The organism is Desulfovibrio legallii, assembly GCF_004309735.1.
GTDB lineage: Bacteria > Desulfobacterota > Desulfovibrionia > Desulfovibrionales > Desulfovibrionaceae > Desulfovibrio > Desulfovibrio legallii.
Window position 1 is genome coordinate 125,737 of the sequence record NZ_SIXC01000004.1, and the last position, 17,938, is coordinate 143,674.

11 protein-coding genes are annotated in these 17,938 nt (G+C 63.1%); 10 read left to right on the forward strand and 1 reads right to left on the reverse strand.

Annotated elements, in window-relative coordinates:
• Positions 1 to 2 precede the first annotated feature (2 nt).
• Genes EB812_RS04165 through EB812_RS04175 form a run of 3 tightly spaced genes read left to right on the forward strand, consistent with a single transcriptional unit; the run spans position 3 to position 5,355 of the window.
• Positions 3 to 1,241: a glycosyltransferase gene (locus EB812_RS04165; RefSeq protein ID WP_118229375.1), complete on the forward strand. Its 1,239-nt coding sequence runs from the start codon at positions 3 to 5 to the stop codon at positions 1,239 to 1,241.
• Between the two features lie 2 nt (positions 1,242 to 1,243).
• Positions 1,244 to 3,766: a peptidase domain-containing ABC transporter gene (locus EB812_RS04170; RefSeq protein ID WP_118229376.1), complete on the forward strand. Its 2,523-nt coding sequence runs from the start codon at positions 1,244 to 1,246 to the stop codon at positions 3,764 to 3,766.
• On the forward strand, positions 3,763 to 5,355 hold the full coding sequence (locus EB812_RS04175; protein WP_165450886.1) for an HlyD family type I secretion periplasmic adaptor subunit: 1,593 nt from the start codon (positions 3,763 to 3,765) through the stop codon (positions 5,353 to 5,355). Before EB812_RS04170 ends, EB812_RS04175 begins: the two co-directional genes overlap by 4 nt.
• A gap of 899 nt (positions 5,356 to 6,254) precedes the next feature.
• Here EB812_RS04175 and EB812_RS04180 read toward each other — a convergent pair.
• Positions 6,255 to 7,118 carry a hypothetical protein gene (locus EB812_RS04180; protein ID WP_130957863.1) on the reverse strand — a complete coding sequence of 288 codons (864 nt, stop codon included), beginning with the start codon at positions 7,116 to 7,118 and terminating at the stop codon, positions 6,255 to 6,257.
• Between the two features lie 238 nt (positions 7,119 to 7,356).
• Here EB812_RS04180 and EB812_RS04185 point away from each other — a divergent pair, with 238 nt between their 5' ends.
• The 7 genes from EB812_RS04185 to EB812_RS04215 all read left to right on the forward strand — a co-directional run bounded on the left by EB812_RS04185 (position 7,357) and on the right by EB812_RS04215 (position 17,884).
• Positions 7,357 to 10,965 carry an FAD-binding and (Fe-S)-binding domain-containing protein gene (locus EB812_RS04185; RefSeq protein WP_118229378.1) on the forward strand — a complete coding sequence of 1,203 codons (3,609 nt, stop codon included), beginning with the start codon at positions 7,357 to 7,359 and terminating at the stop codon, positions 10,963 to 10,965.
• Between the two features lie 225 nt (positions 10,966 to 11,190).
• Positions 11,191 to 11,448, forward strand: a complete 258-nt coding sequence (locus tag EB812_RS04190; protein ID WP_118229379.1) for a hypothetical protein — start codon at positions 11,191 to 11,193, stop codon at positions 11,446 to 11,448.
• Between the two features lie 94 nt (positions 11,449 to 11,542).
• On the forward strand, positions 11,543 to 12,352 hold the full coding sequence (locus tag EB812_RS04195) for an iron-sulfur cluster-binding protein (protein ID WP_130957864.1): 810 nt from the start codon (positions 11,543 to 11,545) through the stop codon (positions 12,350 to 12,352).
• Positions 12,353 to 12,592: 240 nt separating this feature from the next.
• A complete protein-coding gene (locus EB812_RS04200; RefSeq protein WP_118229381.1) occupies positions 12,593 to 13,522 on the forward strand; it encodes a dihydroorotate dehydrogenase in 930 nt (309 codons plus the stop codon).
• A 2-nt stretch (positions 13,523 to 13,524) separates the two neighbouring features.
• The gene (locus EB812_RS04205) at positions 13,525 to 14,685 is read left to right on the forward strand and encodes a hypothetical protein (RefSeq protein ID WP_118229382.1); all 1,161 of its coding nucleotides are present in this window, start codon (positions 13,525 to 13,527) and stop codon (positions 14,683 to 14,685) included.
• Entirely contained in the window at positions 14,682 to 15,872 is a 1,191-nt protein-coding gene (locus EB812_RS04210) for an NAD-dependent epimerase/dehydratase family protein (protein ID WP_130957865.1), read from the forward strand. The genes EB812_RS04205 and EB812_RS04210 overlap by 4 nt, the downstream gene beginning before the upstream one ends.
• On the forward strand, positions 15,869 to 17,884 hold the full coding sequence (locus EB812_RS04215; RefSeq protein WP_130957866.1) for an ABC-F family ATP-binding cassette domain-containing protein: 2,016 nt from the start codon (positions 15,869 to 15,871) through the stop codon (positions 17,882 to 17,884). The genes EB812_RS04210 and EB812_RS04215 overlap by 4 nt, the downstream gene beginning before the upstream one ends.
• Positions 17,885 to 17,938 lie beyond the last annotated feature (54 nt).

Here is a 17,938-nt window from a genome sequence, read left to right on the forward strand (position 1 = left end):
CTATGAATATTCTTTTGGCCCACAACAATTTTCCCGGCCAGTTTCACCGCCTGGCCGTGGAACTGGCGGCGGATCCGGCCAACAAGGTTCTGTTTCTTTCCCACTACCGGCGCAAGGATCTGAACGTGCCCAAGGTGGAGTGGCGGCAGGTGCCTCTCCCCGCTGAAGAAAACACCCCCAGTTCGCCGCGCAAAAAATATCTTACCCTGCTGGCGCAGGGCGAGCGTTTTGCCGACGCCATGGTGGCCCTGCGCAAGGAGGGCTACAGGCCGGACCTTATCTACGGCCATGTGGGCTTCGGCTGCTGCATCTACGCACCGGACATCTTTCCCGACGCGGCCCACGCCGGCTTTTTTGAATGGTACTATTCCGCCGACGCGGACACACGTTTTTTTGCCGGCAACAAGCCCGTGGCGCTGAATACCCGGGCCGAAAACCGCCAGAGCAACATGTGCACCCTTTCGGCCCTCAAGGAATGCGTGCTGGGCATTGCCCCCACCGAATGGCAGCGCATACAGCATCCGCCGGAATTTCTGCACAAAATCCATACCCTGCACGACGGCATAGACACGCAGTTTTTTTCGCCCCAGGCGAATAAAACACCCCTCAAGCTCAAGAGCCTGGATCTCTCCCAGGCCGAGGAAATCGTCACCTACGCCACGCGCGGGCTGGAGCCCTACCGCGGCTTTCCCACCTTCTACCGCAGCCTGCCCGCGCTGCTGGCGGCCCGGCCCAAGGCCCATGTGGTCATTATGGCCGACGACCGCGCGGCCTACAGCGGCAAGCGTAAGGACGGCAAAACCTGGAAGGACGTGCTGCGCGAGGAAGTGCACGTAGACGAAAGCCGCGTGCACTTTATCCCCTTTCAGCCGTATGATCAGTACCGCGCGCTCTTGCGCGCCTCGGACGTGCACGTCTACCTCACCGCGCCCTTTGTGCTTTCCTGGTCCATGCTGGAGGCCATGAGCTGCGGGTGCCTGCTGGTGGCCTCCAATACCGAGCCCGTGCGTGAAGTGGTGCAGGACGGCGTTAACGGCTTTCTGGCGGATTTCTGGGACCACGAGGCCTTGGCCCGGCGCGTGGTTGCCTGTCTGGCCAACCGCGCCAAACTGGACCAGGTGCGGGCCAATGCCCGCAAAACTATCCTGGCGCGCTACGCCCTGCACAAGCTGTTGCCCAGGCACGTGGCCCTGCTCAAGGCCGCCTGCTACCTGAATCAGGCGCAATTTCCCAAAAGGTAAGCATGCAATTTCCTACTTCTATTGTTCCTTGTCTGGCTCTGGCCGCGCATTTGTGCAAGCTGCCCGCCCCTGCCTCCATCAGCGTGCCGCAGAAAGGCACTGTGCCCGAAGCCGACCTTGAGGCTCTGGCCCAGCGCCTGGGGATCGGCATCAATGTGGTGCACGGGGAACCCTTGGCGGACATAGCCGCCAGGCCCCTGGCCGGCCCCGTGGCCCTGCCGCTTAAAAACGGCGCTTCCGTGTTGTTTGTGGGCAAGGTGCGGGGCAAGCCCCTGGCCAGTGTCATTGATCCGGCCCAGAAGCCCCTCAAGCAGGTCAATATCCCCTTTGCCGATCTGGAGCCCCAATGGACGGGCGTGGCCCTGCTGCTCACCCCCCAGCGCCAGCCCCACCGGCACGTCCAGGCCCTGGTGAGCATCGCCCGCCATTACAACAAAGACCTGGCCGCCGACGACCTTATCCATTCCTACCTGCTTCAGAACGGCGAGCCGGACCCCAAACTTTTTCTGCGCATGCTGGGCGACAACGGCTTTCAGGGCCACACCGCCGCCCTGGGCCTGGATGGCCTTGTGCAGATGCAATCCGCCCTGCCGGCCGTTCTGCACTGCCAAGGCGGCGGCCTGCTCATCCTCTGGCAGATCAACGAGGACGGCAGCCTGGAAATAGAGAACCCAGATCGCCCCTTTGCCGGGCACGTTTCTTTGCCCAGGGCCGAGGTGGAGCCCCTGCTTACTGGGCAGGTGACCTTTGTCAAATCCCTGCATGTGGAAAGCGCTATTCCGCCGCCGCCAAAGAAGTTCGGATTTTCATTTTTTCTTAATGAAATAAAGCAGATGAAGGCTAATATGGCCGAAGTGGGCCTGGCCGCCATTGCACTGCAGGTGCTGGGCCTGGCCATGCCCCTGTTTTTTCAGATTATTATTGACAGGGTGGTGACCCACCACGCGGAAATCACCCTCCATGTGCTGGCCCTGGGCATGCTGGCGGCCATCATTTTTGAGGCTGTCTTCGGCTGGCTGCGCTCCTACCTGCTGCTCTACGCCACCAGCGTTATTGACCTGCGCCTGGCCATCCGCACTTTTGAGCATCTCACCAGCGTGGCCCTGCCCTTTTTTGAGCGCACCCCGGCCGGCGTGCTCATCAAACATATGCAGCAGCCTGAAAAAATTCGTGAATTTCTTACGGGCCGTCTGTTCGGCGCCATGCTGGACAGCGTCTCGCTCTTTGTGGTGCTGCCCATCCTGTTTGCGTACAGCTGGCGGCTGACCGTGCTGGTGCTGCTTTTTTCCGGCCTTTCGGCTCTGATCATCTTTCTGGCCATGGGGCCCTTCCGTCAGCGCCTGCAGGATCTCTACGCCACTGAAGGCGAGCGCCAGGCTTTTTTGGTGGAAAATATCCGGGCCATGCCTACGGTTAAATCTCTTTCGCTGGAGCCCCTGCGCCGTCGCGGCTGGGACAATCGCGCCGCTGTGGCCACGGGCATGCGTTTCCGTGTGGGCAAAATGTCCATAGCCATCAGCACGTTTATGCAGGTCATGCAAAAGTGCATGACCCTGGCCATCATTTGGTGGGGCGTATACCAGGTTTTTGACAACACCATGACCGTGGGCGCGCTGGTGGCCTTCAACATGTACTCCGCCCGCGTTACGGGCCCCCTGGTGCAGATTGCCGGGCTTATCCAGCAGTATCAGGAAACGGGCATCTCCATGCGTATGCTGGCCCAGGTTATGGACGAACCTCCGGAAGACGGCGGCGCGCGCGGCGTGCTGCCCCGCATCAACGGGGCCATCCGCTGCCGTAACCTCACCTTTCGCTATACCAAGGACGGCGCCCCCGCCCTCTCGGATGTCAGCTTCGACTGCCCGGCGGGCAGCGTGTTGGGCGTCGTGGGCCGCTCCGGTTCGGGCAAGAGCACGCTTACCAGGCTTATCCAGCGGCTGCAGCCCTTGCAGGAAGGCGATATCTGGATTGATAACCACAATATCCGCGATATCGATATGGCCCATCTGCGTCGCTCCATTGGCGTGGTTTTGCAGGAAAATTTCCTCTTTCGCGGCCGCGTGCGCGATAACATCGCCATGACCAGGCCTACGGCCACTCTGGAGGAGATCGTCCACGCCGCCCGCATGGCCGCGGCCCACGAGTTTATTGAAAAATTGCCCGAAGGCTACAACACTGTGCTGGAAGAAGGCGGATCCAACCTCTCCGGCGGGCAGCGTCAGCGCCTGGCCATTGCCCGCGCCCTGCTCACAGATCCCAAGCTGATGATCTTCGATGAGGCCACCAGCGCCCTGGACCCCGAAAGCGAAGCCGAAATCCAGGGCAATATTAATACCATCGGCAGAGGACGTACCATGATCATTGTGAGCCACCGTCTTTCCATGCTGCGCCACGCCGATCAGATTCTGGTGCTGGACGGCGGCCGCCTGGTGGGCGCCGGCGCGCATGAGGACGTCTATGCCAACTGCCCCATCTACCGCTCGCTCTGGGACCGCCAGAACGCCGTCCAACAGGGGGCACTGTGAGTCTTTTCACCCTTCTTTCGCAGCTGCGCGAGCGCGCCATCGCCCTTGTGCCCGCCCGTTTCCGTCCCGCGCCGCCGTCGCCCCTGCCCTTGCCTGTCACCGAAAGCGCAGTTCAGGCGCAACAGCCTTCGGAACAGCAGGAACAACAAAAACCGGAGCAAAAAGCTCAGGAGCAACAGCCCCCGCAGCCGCGCGAGGTGCCCCGCGACATCCTGCGCTTTCAGCCCGACCGCGTCCTTCTGGAGCGCGCCACTCCCCCTCTGGGGGCCCGCTGGACCCTCTTTACCCTGGCGGGCGTGCTCTGTGTGCTCATCCTCTGGGCCATTGTGGGCAAAATCGACAAAATCGTTTCCGCCGAGGGCAAAATCGTCACCGTGGCCACGCCCGTGGTGCTCCAGTCCTACAGCATCTCGCTTGTCAAGGATATCCGCGTGGTCATGGGGCAGCGTGTGCACAAAGGCGACCTGCTGGTAGTGCTGGACCCCACCTTTGCCCAGGCCGATCTTTCCCAGCTGCAGGAGCGCATCATCAGTCTTACCGCCCACGCTACGCGCCTGCAGTGCGAAATGGACGAAATTCCTTACCCCCCGCCGGCCTCGGAAACATCGGCCCCAGAAACATCGGCCCCAGAAGCGTCGGTTCCCAACGCGCCGCCCCCCAGCGCCTCGCAGCAGCGCGAACAGCGTGTGCAGGCCGATATTTACAATAATCGCCACGCCGAGTTTGCGGCCCGCATCCGGACGTATGAGGAGCAGGAAAAACGCCTGGCCTCTGAAATCGCCTCCACCATTGACGACCTCCAGCGCCGCAAGGAACGCCTCAAAATTTATCGTGAATTTGAGGAAATGCGCCGCAAGCTCTACGAACAGGGCATTGAAGCCCGCGCGGGCTTTCTGGAAGTGAAAAAAGACCGCCTTACCGTGGAAAGCGACGTGCTGCGCCTGGAAAGCAGCATTCAGGAACTGCGCTACGAGGCCGCCAGCGTGGAGTCGGACAAAGCCGCCTACCTTACCGGCTGGCGCAGCAGCACGGCCCAGGAACTGGTCTCCGTGCGCCGCGACCTGGACCAGGCCCGCGAACAGTTCAATAAAGCTCAGAAAATGAACGAACTGGTTAACATCCGTGCGCCTATGGACGCCGTGGTGCTGGAAGTGGCCAAACGCAATGTGGGCTCCGTGGCCGACGAAGCCGAAGCCCTGGTTACCCTGGTGCCCCTCAACAGTCCTTTGGAAGTGGACGTGGAAATCCAGCCCCAGGATATAGGCTATGTGCGCGTGGGGCAGACCGCCCGCGTCAAACTCGCTACCATGCCCTTCCAGAAACACGGCAAAATTGACGCCACCGTCCTGGCCGTGAGCGAAGACGCCTTTCTTAAAAAAACTGCCGCCGGCGAACAAAGCGTCTACCGCGCCCGCCTTGAACTGCCCCCTGATCCCCTGTCCTCTATGCGTAATCTGCCCCAGGGATTCACGATCCTGCCCGGCATGACCGTCTCGGCCGAAATCAACGTGGGCGAACGCCGTATTATTGAATACTTCCTCTATCCCATTATCGCCGGCTTCGACCAGAGCCTGCGCGAACCACGCTAAGGGAAAGAGCAGAAGGATTTTGTGGGGGGAAGGGAACTTTTGTTCACAAAAGTTCCCTTCCCCCCACACCCTCCATCCCTCAAAAAACTTTTTTTCCTCACAGAACCGCGCTGGGCGTACCGTAGAGCAGATCCCTTTAATGGGTATTCTCAAAGGTTACGGCACGCTCGGTTCGGCGTTTAGCCGCGCAATACAGAGCACTGCTGTCTTTGCCCGTAACTTCCTTCGTCGTAACGGGCCAAGCTCCTGTGTCGCAGTCGGCCAAGCAACCCCAACGTGAAGTTTTCTCCAGGTGTTGCCAGTTGTTGGGGAAGTTGCGCGCGACATAAAGGGGTGCGGCGCTTGCGCGTCGCGTCCCAGCCGCGCCGGACACCGTTACGCTGTCGCCCAGCCGGCGTTGAGGAAAGGCGGAAGGCAAACGCTGTGACAGGTTGTGGGGCGACGTTGCCGGCTGGTCATGGGACGCGGTTGCGGCTACGGGCTATGGGGGCTGCGGTTGTTGTGCCCGGCATAAGGGGCGCGGCCGCGTGAGCGGTCGCGTCCCAGCCGCGCCGGCCATGGCCGGGCTGTCTTTGGAAGCGGGGGTTATGGGGGGTGTGGGGGGCCTAAGGGGGGACGCAGTCCCGCCCTTGGCCCCCTGCCCTCGCCGGAGGCGGCCCAAACACTGTATGCAGAAAAACCGCCATGCCCGCAGGGCAGCAAAAACTTCCGGCCGGGGTACGGCCTGGCCCAGCCCCGCGGCCTCATGCGCAGCCCCTGCCCTCGCCGGAGGCGGCCAAACACTATATGCAGAAAAACCGCCATGCCCGCAGGGCAGTAAAAACTTCCGGCCGGGGTACGGCCTGGCCCAACCGGCCAACCTAACCGAGCCCAGCCGTCTCCTCCTTCTCCCGCAGACGTCAGCGAGCGGATTCCGCCTCAGGGGTGAAATAATTGGTGCCCCAGGTTAGGGCCAGAACAAATACGGCGGCAAACAGCCCGATGACGGGGCTCCACAGAGGGCTGGCGGAAAGGGCCAGCCGCATGAGCAGGGTGCCGATGACAAAGCCGGAATTGCGAAACACGGCGTGAAAGGCGGGCATGTAGCGCTGCGCGATGAGCACCAGGGCGATATCCGCAACGATGAGCACGGTATAGAGAGTTTCAAAGAAGTTCTGGTCTGCACCGGTACGGATAAAAAAGATGAAATCCCGCACGCCGATGAATAAAAAAACGCAGAACAGAGTCAGGGCCAGCAGTTTTTTGCTCAGCACATAGCCCATACGCAGCTGGGGGCCCTGGATAAAGTGCGGATGGCAACGGGCCATGCGGCGGTACAGGCCCAGACACAGATAAACGCAGAGCGCGCCCGCGCCGGAAACGGCAATGTTGTACACGGGCTGCATATCGTTGACCACGCTGACCGGCTCCGGCAGGTTGGCCAGTTCTTTGAAGGCATTGCGCAACAAAATGAGGGTGAGGATTTCGAACTGTTTGCCCATGGATTGGGACAGGGAACTGGGAATGACCAGAATAAGGCTCATGACCTCCAGCCCCAGAATGAGGGTGAAGGCCAGATGGATGGCATAGAAATGGCTGAGGGGCGTCACGGCGGCCAGCCAGGGGGGCAAAAGCCCTTGTCGGCGCAGTTCTACGCCCAGCAGGGCCAGCAAATAGACCCAGAGGATGCAGAAGGCTACGCGGCGTTGGGTGGTGGCGTGCTCCCAGGCCACATGCAGCCAGTCAAAGGCGTCGGTGAGAGGTTGCAGTTTGAGGATAAGCATAAAAACCGTGCACCTCCGTTTGGACGCGGGCACATGGCGCAGCATAGCCGCTCCGGGGCAAAAGTCAAAGGGGCGACGGGCTTGCCAAGCGGCGGCTTACAACGTAGAAAAAAGGCTTCCCCCGCAACCGGGCGAAGCGCCATACGGGCTGTTTCGCCTGCCGTCCAGGGCGATGCCCGCCCGGTCGGGCACCGGCCCGAACCGAGCGCCCCCGCCGGAATTCACGAGGTACGCTGTCATGCCCCACAAGGGTCCGCACATTTCTATTGCTCCAGATTATGTGGTGAACCGTATTCTGCGCATCAATATCGACGATTTTGCCGAATGGCCGGAATCGGTGCGCAATCTGGCCATCGCCATTGCCGAAGAGCTTTTTCTGGTGGCCTATAATCCCTTCATCGACGCGGAAACCGTGCGCCAGAGCGTGCGGGAAAGTTTTGAAAAGGAATCCGTGTCCCTGGCTCACTATTATGCCACGGCCATTGGCGAAGGCATTACCATGTTCTGGTCCGCCTACGAGGCCGAGGCGGATTTTCGCGACAAGCTCATTGAGGCCCTGCAGCGCATGCTGCCGGCCGAGTGCGTGCTCACCGACCCGGCGGCTTTGGTGGAATCGGCCACGGACGCCACGGACCTGCGTATGGAGCTGCCTTTGCTGGTGGTGGAGCCGGACAGCACGGAACAGGTGGCCCACCTGGTGCGCCTGGCCAATGAGATGAAGTTTGCCCTTATTCCGCGCGGCGGCGGTTCGGGCATGACGGGCGGGGCCGTGCCCGCGCGCAAGCGCACGGTTATTGTCAGCCTTACCCGCCTTACCCGCATCGGGCCTGTGGACCTTGAAACCATGACCGTCACCTGTGAGGCCGGGGCCATTACCCAGGCCGTGGCCACGGCCGTGGACCAGGCAGGCGCGCTTTTTTCCGTGGACCCGGCTTCCAAGCAGGCTTCCAGCATTGGCGGCAACGTGTCGGAAAATGCCGGCGGCCCCATGGCCTTTGAGTATGGCACCACTCTGGACAACCTGCTCTGGTGGCGCATGGTCACGCCCACGGGCGAGATCATCACCGTGGAGCGAGAAAATCACCCCCGCCACAAGATCCTGCCCGACGAAACCGCCGTCTTTGTGGTCAAGGACGTGAGCGGCGGCGTACGCAACGTGGTGCATCTGCGCGGCGACGAAATCCGCCTGCCCGGCCTGGGCAAGGACGTGACCAACAAGGTGCTGGGCGGCCTGCCCGGCATGCAGAAAGAGGGCGTGGACGGCATCATTACCGAGGCCTGTTTTATCGTCCACCCCAAGCCCAGGTACAAGCGGGTTATGGTGCTGGAATTTTTTGGCCGCTCCATGCACCCGGCGGCCGTGGTGGTGCGCGAACTGGTGGCCCTGCGCAACCGCATCCGTGAGGAGGGCGACTACGCCCACCTTTCGGCTATGGAAGAATTTAACGCCAAGTATGTGCAGGCCATCGACTACAAGCGCAAATCCGAGAAGTATGAAGGTCTGCCCATTTCGGTGATTATCCTGCAGGTGGACGGCGACGACCCCTATCTGCTGGACAAGTGCGTGGGCGACATTGTGAGCGTGGTGGAACGCCAGGAAAACGTGGATATTATTGTGGCCGAGGACGACAAAGAGGCTGAACGCTTTTGGGAAGACCGCCACAAACTTTCCGCCATTGCCAAGCGCACTTCGGGCTTCAAAATGAACGAGGACGTGGTCATCCCCATGAACCGCATCCCCGATTTCGCCCTTTTCCTGGAGCAGATCAACCTGGAGTGCACGGCCGCAGCTTACCGGCACGCTCTGCAGGAGGTGGGCCGTCTGCCCGGCTTCCCGCTGGAGGATAAAGATTTTAACCGCGAGTTTTCGCAGGTTTCCAAGGCCGCATCGGGCGACGTGCCGGCCGGTGAGGTTTCGGATACGGAAATGTCCGCCCGCGCCACGGCTTTTTTGGAAGCTCTGCAGGAAAAATATCCTCATCTGGCCAAGAAGATTGCGGGCCTGCGCGACTACATGGAGGCCAGCCGCATTGTGGTGGCCAGCCATATGCACGCGGGCGACGGCAACTGTCATGTGAATATCCCGGTCAACTCCAACGACGCCCGGATGCTGGAAGAGGCCGAGGAAACCGCGGCCCGCGTCATGGCCGAATGTCAGGAAATGGGCGGCGAGGTTTCGGGCGAGCACGGCATCGGCATCACCAAGATTGCCTTTTTCGGCAAGGAAAAAATGGACGCCCTGCGGGCCTTTAAGGAGCGTGTGGACCCGCGCGACGTCATGAACCCCGCCAAGCTCGTCTACCGCGAACTGCCCGTGCGGCCCTTTACTTTTTCCTTCAACCGGCTCATTCGCGACATCCGTGAAAGCGGCCTGCCGGATAAAGATAAGCTCATCAGCCTGCTCACGGCCATCCAGGTCTGCACGCGCTGCGGCAAGTGCAAGCAGGTCTGCGCCATGTGCTATCCGGAACGCTCCATGCAGTACCATCCCCGCAACAAAAACATGGTGCTGGGCATGCTGCTGGAGGCCGTCTACTACAGTCAGGTCAACAAGGGGCGCATTGACGAGCGTCTGCTCAAGGCCATGCGCGACCTGGTGGAGCACTGCACGGCCTGCGGCCGCTGCATGGCCAACTGTCCGGTCAAGATCCCTTCGGGGGAAGTGGCCTTGACCCTGCGCGCGCTGCTGGAGCACGAAGGGGCCAGCGGCCATCCCATCAAGGACCGCGCCCTGGAGTGGCTTGCCCGCGATATTGCCCACCGCGCGCCCAAGGCCGCCAAAATGGCCTCTCTGGGGCAGAAGATGCAGAACAAAGTTCTGGGCTTTGTGCCGGAAATATGGAAGCGCCGCATGCAGAGCCCCATGTTTTCCGGTCGAGGCCCCAAAATGGGCTACACCAACCTTTACGAGGCCCTCAAGCTGCACCGCGGCTCTGTCTTTGCGCCTGCGGAGCCCGCGCCCGGCATGCCCTGCGTGCTTTATTTTCCTGGCTGCGGCGGCGCGCTTTTCTATGACCGCATCGGCATGTCCTCCATTATGCTCCTGCTGCGGGCGGGCTTTGCCGTGGCGGTGCCGCCCCGGCACCTTTGCTGCGGGTTCCCCCTGCTGGCCGCGGGTCTGGATACGGCCTTTGAGGACAACCTGGCCCAGAACCGCCAGTACCTGACCTCCATGCTGCGCGGCCTGACCAAACAGGGCTTCAGCGTCAAACATCTGGCTACGGCCTGCGGCTCTTGCCGCGACGGACTGGAACGTATGCACATGGAAGCCCTTTTCCCGGACGTGACCATCCGCGACGTGGGTCAAATCGTGCTGCCCTTGCTGCACAAAGAAGATCTGGCTGCGCCCCTGCCGGCAGGGACGGAGCTTATTTATCACGGGGCCTGCCACTGCGAATGGGCCGACGTGCACAAAAGCAAGGGGCAGAACCAGATTGTCCGGGCGCTTGCCGATTTCAGCGGGGCCAAGGTGCGCCTCAACCCCGGCTGTTGCGGCGAATCGGGCATGGGCGCGGTAACTTCACCGCAGATCTACAACCTGCTGCGCGCCCGCAAGCAGGAGCGGCTCGCCAAAGAGTTTGCAGGCGGCTATGCAGGCCCGGTGGTGGTGGGCTGCCCATCGTGCAAGATCGGCATTGCCCGCGGCCTGATCAATATGCACGACAAGCGCCCGGTGCTGCACGTCATGGAATGGCTGGCCGGTCTGCTGGACGGCGAGGACCGTCGTCAGAGCTTCCGCAAAAAAGTTAATGAAACCCGCGGCGAAGTCCGCGTGGTGGACCTGACCGGCACGGCGCCCGTGGCCGGGGCAGCGGTGGAAGAAAAGCAGGAGGACAGCGACGCCTGAGGGCAACGGTCTTTGCCGCAGCCCGGCCGCTGTGGGGGCAATCGTCCGCCGCGCAGGCATGAGCGCAGATAACATGCAATCCGGCCCCCGCAACGCCTGCAGCGCGTTGCGGGGGCCGGATTTTTGTTTGGCCCGCAACTTGCAGCTATTTTGAGCGTCCGCATCCTGTGCGGCAAATTTGACCCCTACGCCCGGCTTGGGCGCGCAACACGCGAGGACGCCAGCATGGAAATTTCCAATATCAACGCCGCCAATCCGTTCAATTTCGTTCTTCCGGAAAAAGACGGTTCGGGTTCCGCCGCTCCAGCCGCGTCGGCCGCTGTGGGCGATGTGGTCAGCCTGAGCACCGCCGACCTTTTGACCGACGCAGAGGCCGAGGGCGTGCTGCACGAAACCCAGGGCATGATCCTGGGGGACAGCGCTGGCGCACTGGCCGCGCACAGCCTGAACCAGAGCCGGGTTTTCGCCCTGCTGGGCCTGTAGGGCAGAGTATTTTCAGATTGCGCATCCCGCGCCGCTGGTCCGCTTCCTGCTGCGCGCTGTTGACCGGGCCGGACTCTGCGCCTATAGTCGACGCATGTCGCAACCAACCTCCTGCGAGCTTGAGGTTCTGGATCTGGTGCCTTTTGGCCAGACAGGCCATGAAAGCCGCTTCTTCGCCCTGCGGCTCGCCCGTCCGGAATGGACGCAGTGGAAGCCGGGTCAGTTTGTGATGCTCCGTCCCCACAACTTCGGGCTGGACATCCCTTGGGCGCGTCCTCTGGGCATTTGCCACATGACGGCCCGTCATATGATTTGCTTCTTCCAGGTGCGGGGCAAGGGCACCAAACGCATGGCCCAGCTCAAGGCTGGGGACAGCGTGCGCGTCTGGGGCCCCTTGGGCAACGGCTTTGTTATGGAGCCGGATACCCCCACCCTGCTCCTGGCCGGGGGCATGGGCATTGTGCCCTTTGTGGGCTATGTGAGCGAGCATCCCAAGCCCTGGAATCTGACCATGCTTTTCGGCCACCGGGAGCCCCTCAGCTGCTACCCCGTGGACAGCATTAACGAGCATGTGCCCCTGGACTCCCTGCGGGAAACCGTACCCGGCGATCTGGACAACTTTATCTTTACCCTGCAGGAACGCATGGGCGAATATGCCGAGCAGAAAGGGCTGGTGCTGGCCTGCGGGCCCGCGCCTTTTTTGCGCACGGTGCAGAAGTTCGCCGCCGAAATGGGCGTGCGTTGTCAGCTTTCGCTGGAAAACCGCATGGCCTGCGGCGTGGGCGCATGCCTGGGCTGCGTGACCAAAACAACGGAGGCCTGGCCCGTGCCCGAAAAGCGCGAGGGCTATGTGCAGGTGTGCAACCACGGGCCGGTGTTCTGGTCCAACCAGATAGAACTGTAACGCCCGCGCGCGGAGCCGTTCGCACGCCGGGCGCGGGTTCCCTTTTTGGGGGGCAGTCCTGATCGGGGCAATTTGCCCCCGGCCGAGGCTGAGCCGGCCGCAACGGGTCCGCCTGCCTGGGCCCCTGCCCCGAACCGACTTGTCTGAACCTGCTCCTGGGGTCGCCGTTTTGCGGCTTCCTTCCGGAGCGTTGCGGACGGTTTTAAGAATGCGCGCAATGCTGCGGACGGTGGAGAACGCATGAACCTTTCCGTCACTCTCAAGGGCCAGACCCACGATCTGACCTTGAAAAATCCTGTACTTACGGCTTCCGGCACGTTCGGCTACGGGCTGGAGTTCGCCTCTTACGGCGACCTGGCCTCTCTGGGCGGACTGGTCACCAAGGGCCTTTCACTCATGCCCCGGCCCGGCAACCCCACGCCGCGCATTGTGGAAACCACGGCCGGCATGCTCAATGCCGTGGGCCTGCAGAACGACGGCGTGGAGGACTTTTGCGCCCGCAAACTGCCTCTGCTGCCCTGGCAGGAAACGGCCGTCATCGCCAATATCTATGCCGCTACGGTGGAGGAATTCAGTCAGCTGGCCGCGCGCCTCAATGCGGAGGAAGGCGTGGCCGCGCTGGAGGTCAACGTCTCCTGCCCCAACGTGCGGCAGGGGGGCATTGCCTTCGGCCAGGATCCCGGCATGGCCGCCCAGGTCACGGAAGCTGTGCGCAAGGCCGCGCCGGACAAGCACATCATGGTCAAACTTTCGCCCAATGTCACGGACCTGGCCCTCATGGCCCGCAGTGTGGAGGCCGCCGGGGCGGACAGCATTTCCTGCATCAACACACTGCTGGGCATGGCAGTGGATCTGCAGGTCCGCAAGCCCCGGCTGGCCAACGTGGTGGGCGGGCTTTCCGGTCCGGCCATCAAGCCCGTGGCTCTGCGCTGCGTGTGGCAGGCCGCGCGGGCGGTGCGCATTCCAGTGGTGGGGGTGGGCGGCATTCTCACCGCCGAGGACGCTCTGGAATTTCTGCTGGTGGGCGCGCAGGCCGTGCAGGTGGGCACGGGCAACTTTTTGCGGCCCGACTGCGCCTTTGCCCTGGCCCAGGATCTGCCCGGCGCCTGCCAGAGCCTGGGCATCGACAACCTGGCCGCCTTTTGCGGCAGCCTTGAGCTGGACTGCTAGGCATGGGGCTTTGCATCCAACCTGTGCGTTCGGAGCGTGAGCTCACGAGCTTTGTGGACCTGCCCTTCGGGCTGTACGCGCCCGATTCCCCTTGGGTGCCGCCTCTCAAAAGCCAGGACCGCCGCCTGCTGACCCCCGGCAAGCACCCCTTTTGGGAAACGGCCCGACGCGAGCTTTTTCTGGCCCTGCGCGACGGCGCGCCTGTGGGGCGCATTGCCGCCATTGTGGACGAAAAAAGCAATGCCTACACGCAGGAAAACTGCGGAGCTTTCGGCTTTTTTGAGTGCGCCGACGACCGCGAAGCCGCCCACGCTTTGCTTGCAGCCGCACGGCAATGGCTGGCTGACCAGGGCATGGCCTTCATGCGCGGGCCGCTCAACCCTTCCACCAACTATACCTGCGGCCTGCTGGTGGACGGCTTTGCGCTTGCGCCCACCATCATGATGCCCTGGAACCCGCCCTACTACGCCGAACTGCTGGAAAGCTGGCATCTGCGCAAAGAGCAGGATCTTTTTGCCTACCTCATTGAGCGCAATCACATGACCACGCCTTCATGGCTCAGTACGGAAGTGGCCCGGCTCAAGGCGGAGTCCCGTTTTACCTGCCGCACTTCCAGCAAGGCCACCTTGAAGGAAGACATCCGGGCCATGCTGGAAATCTACCGGGTTTCCTGGGCCAAAAACTGGGCTTTTGCGCCTCTTTCCGAGGGCGAGGCCAATGAGCACGTCAAGGAGCTCTCCGGCATTCTGGACCCGGAGTTTTTTGTACTCTTTTTCCATAAGGACGAGCCCGCTGCGGGCATGGTGGCCTTGCCGGACATGAACCCCCTGCTCAAGCGGCTCAACGGCGGTCTGGGCCCCCTGGCCCCCTGGCACTGGTGGCGCTCCCGCGCGGCCATCCGCAGCGGCTACCGCATCATCCTGTTTGGCATCAAAGAGGAATATCGCCTGCTGGGCCTGCCCTTGCTGCTGCTGGACTATATGCTGGAAACGGCCCGGCGCAAGCCGGAATTCCAGTGGGTGGAAGGCTCCTGGGTGCTGGAGGACAATGTGGCCATTGATGAACTGATCGAGGATTTTTCCGGCCGCATCACCAAACGCTACCGCATTTACCGGCGGGAAATAGCGGCGGAAGCGCCGGATACGGACGGAGCCGCAGTATGACGCCTTCCCCGTCCACGCCGCAGAGCGCTCCCCCCGTATCGGAGTCGCGCCGCGAGGCTGCGGGGCACGCTTCTCCGGCAACCGCTTCCGCCGACCCTTCCGCGGTGGCCGCCCCGGAAGCCGCCGGGGCGGGTCTGTCCGGCAAAAACGTGCTGCTTACGGGCGGCACGGGCTTTGTGGGGCGGCATCTGTTGCCGCAGTTGCTGGCTGCGGGCGCGCGGGTCACCTGCCTGGTGCGGGCCACGTCCCGCACAGACCGTCTGCCGCAGGGCGTGGCCACGGCCCAGGCGGATCTGGCCACCGGCGCAGGGCTTGCGGCGGCCCTGAAAGGGCAGGACGTGTGCATCCACATGGCGGCCATGCTCTTTGGCCTGGGCTGGCAAGACTATCTGCGGGCCAACGCCCTGGCGGCCCGTACCCTGGCCCAGACCTGCACGGCTTTGGGCGACGCGGGGCCGGCGCGGGTGGTGCTGGTTTCCAGCCTGGCGGCCACAGGGCCCTGCGCCACGGCCCCCGGCGTTGCGGACGCGACGCCCCCGGCCCCGGTTTCGGCCTACGGCTGGTCCAAGCTGCTTGCGGAACAGATTCTGGGCCGTGCCTTGGGCGAACGGCTGGTGACGTTGCGGCCTCCCATCATTTATGGTTCCGGGGATAAGGGGCTGTTGCCCGTCTTTCAGGGCGTGCGGCGCGGTCTGGCCGTGAGCCCCGGCGCGGGACGTGATTTCCCTGTCAGCGCCGTGCACGCCGAAGACATGGCCCAAGCTGTGCTCTGCGCCTGCAAACCGCAGGCGCGCGGGGTCTACCACCTCAGCGACGGCGGGGTCTACACCATGGGTGGCTTCTGCCAGGTCATGGGCGCGGCCGTGCGCGCGGTCACGGGGCGGCCCAAAGGGCCGGTGCGCATCCTGCGTCTGCCCTTGCCGGTCATGGCGCTGACCGCCGGCGGCTGCTCGGCCCTGGCCTGCTGCGCCGACGCGCTGCTGGCCCGCTGGCCGCGCTCCCTGGGCGGCGGCCGTCTTAAGCGCGCGCCCAACTGGAATCTGGACAAGTACCGCGAAGCCCGCCAGGTCGGCTGGCTGTGCGACAACAGCCGCCTCTGCCGCGAACTGGGCTTTGCCCCGCAGGTAGGCCTGGAGGCGGGCATGCAAGAAGCCGCGGAGGGCTATCACCGCGAGGGTCGTCTGTGAAGATTACTATCCAAGAACTTTCCAAATCCTTTGGTGGACGGGACATTTTCAACAATTTTTCGCTGGAGGTGGATTCCGGCGTGCGGCTCTGCGTGTGCGGTCCCAACGGCACGGGCAAATCCACCCTGCTGCGCCTGCTGGCCGGGGTGGAAAGCCCGGACGCGGGGCGGGTCATTTTGCCGCGCGGCTGCCGTCTGGGCTTTGTGGAGCAGGAACTTTCCGACGCCGCCCTGGATACGCCCCTGCTGACCTTTGTGCTGGACGTGCTCCACGACTGGAACGACTTCTGGGCCCAGTGGGAGGACGCCGCGGCTCGCAAGGATGAAGCTCTGCTTGCCGGGCTCATGCAGCGTCAGACCGAGCTGGAAGCGCAGTACGGCTACAATCCGGAGCACCGGGCCAAGGCCGTGCTTTCCGGTCTGGGCTTTTCCGAACGCAAGTGGGGGCGCACCCTGCGAGAGCTTTCCGGCGGCTGGCGCGAAAGGGCCAAGCTGGCCCGCGTGCTTACGGCCGGGGCCGACGTGCTGCTGCTGGACGAACCCACCAACCACCTGGACGTGGAAGCCGTGGAGTGGCTGGAGTCCTTTCTTCTGGACTTCAAGGGCGCGCTGGTTTTTGTGGCCCACGACAGGGTTTTCATGGACAATGTGGGCAGCCATGTGCTCTATCTGGGCCTTTCCAAGCCTGTGTTCCGCAAGGCCACCTATACGCAGTTCCTGGCCCTGCAGGAGGAATACAACGCCCAGCGCGAACGTGAGGCCCGCGCCCTGCAAGACGACCTGAACCGTAAAATGGCCTTTGTGGAGCGCTTCCGGGCCAAGGCCACCAAGGCCCGTCAGGCCGGTTCCCGACAAAAGATGGCCAAGAAGCTGGAAAAACAGCTGGAAGACTACCGGCCGGAGCCCAAGCGCAAGGAGCTCAGCTTCACCTGGCCCGAAGCCCCGCACCTGGAAAAGGTGGCCTTGGCCGCAGCGGACCTGGCCTTCCACTTTGAGGACGGTCGCGAACTCTGGCCCGCGCTCACCTTTACCCTTTATCGGGGGCAGCGCGTGGCCCTGGTGGGCCCCAACGGCTGCGGCAAATCCACCCTGCTGCGGCTGCTGGCCGGGCGGCTGGAGCGCTGCGGCGGCAATGTGGTCACGGCCCCGCAGCTGCGCCTGGGCTTCTACACCCAGCACCAGATGGACACCCTGCGCCCGGACACCACGGTGCTGGGCGAAATCCGCCGCCTGGCCGACCCGCGCACCACGGAAGAAGAGCTCATGAGCGTGCTGGGCCTTTTTTTGTTGGGGCAGGAATATTTCGACCGTCAGGTCAGCGCCCTTTCCGGCGGCGAAAAAAGCCGGCTGGTGCTGGCCAGCCTGTTCCTCAGACGCTGCAACTTCCTGCTGCTGGACGAACCCACCAACCATCTGGACCTGGAAAGCCGCGAGGCCCTCATCAGCGCCCTGCAGAAATTTGACGGCACGCTGCTGATGGTGGCCCACGACCGCTGGCTGCTCTCCCAGGTGGGCGCGGAAGCCTGGGAGCTGACCCGGCGCGGCCTGGACCTCTACCCTGATTTTACTTCCTATGACACGGCCCGGCGCGCGCGGTTGGCCCAGCCCTTGGGCGCGGCCAAATCCGGCCCGGCTGCCGCCTCTAAGGCAGGTCCGAAGGCAGGTCCGGGCGAACAACCCGTATCCGCCCTTTCCCGCGAAGAGCAAAAGCGTCTCAAACGCGAACAGGCCGCACGTCGCAACGCCCTGCACAAGGAACTCAAGCCCCTGCAGGAGCGCTATGCCGCCCTGGAAAAGGATCTGGCCGCCGTGCTGGAGGAACAGAGCGCCGTGGAAGCCCAATTGGCCGACCCGCAGGTTTACGCGGACCACAACCGTTCCAACGAGCTGCTGCGCGCCTTTGACGCGCATAAGCAGCGCAGTGAACAGCTTCTGGAAGAGATGACGGCCCTGGAAGAATCCCTGCAAGAAACCCGCGTCCGCTGGGGCGAGGATAACAGCGCTGCGGAGTGAGGCGGTGCGGCCTCCGGCGGCCCAAGGGCGCGGCCCCTTGGGAATCCCTTTCTG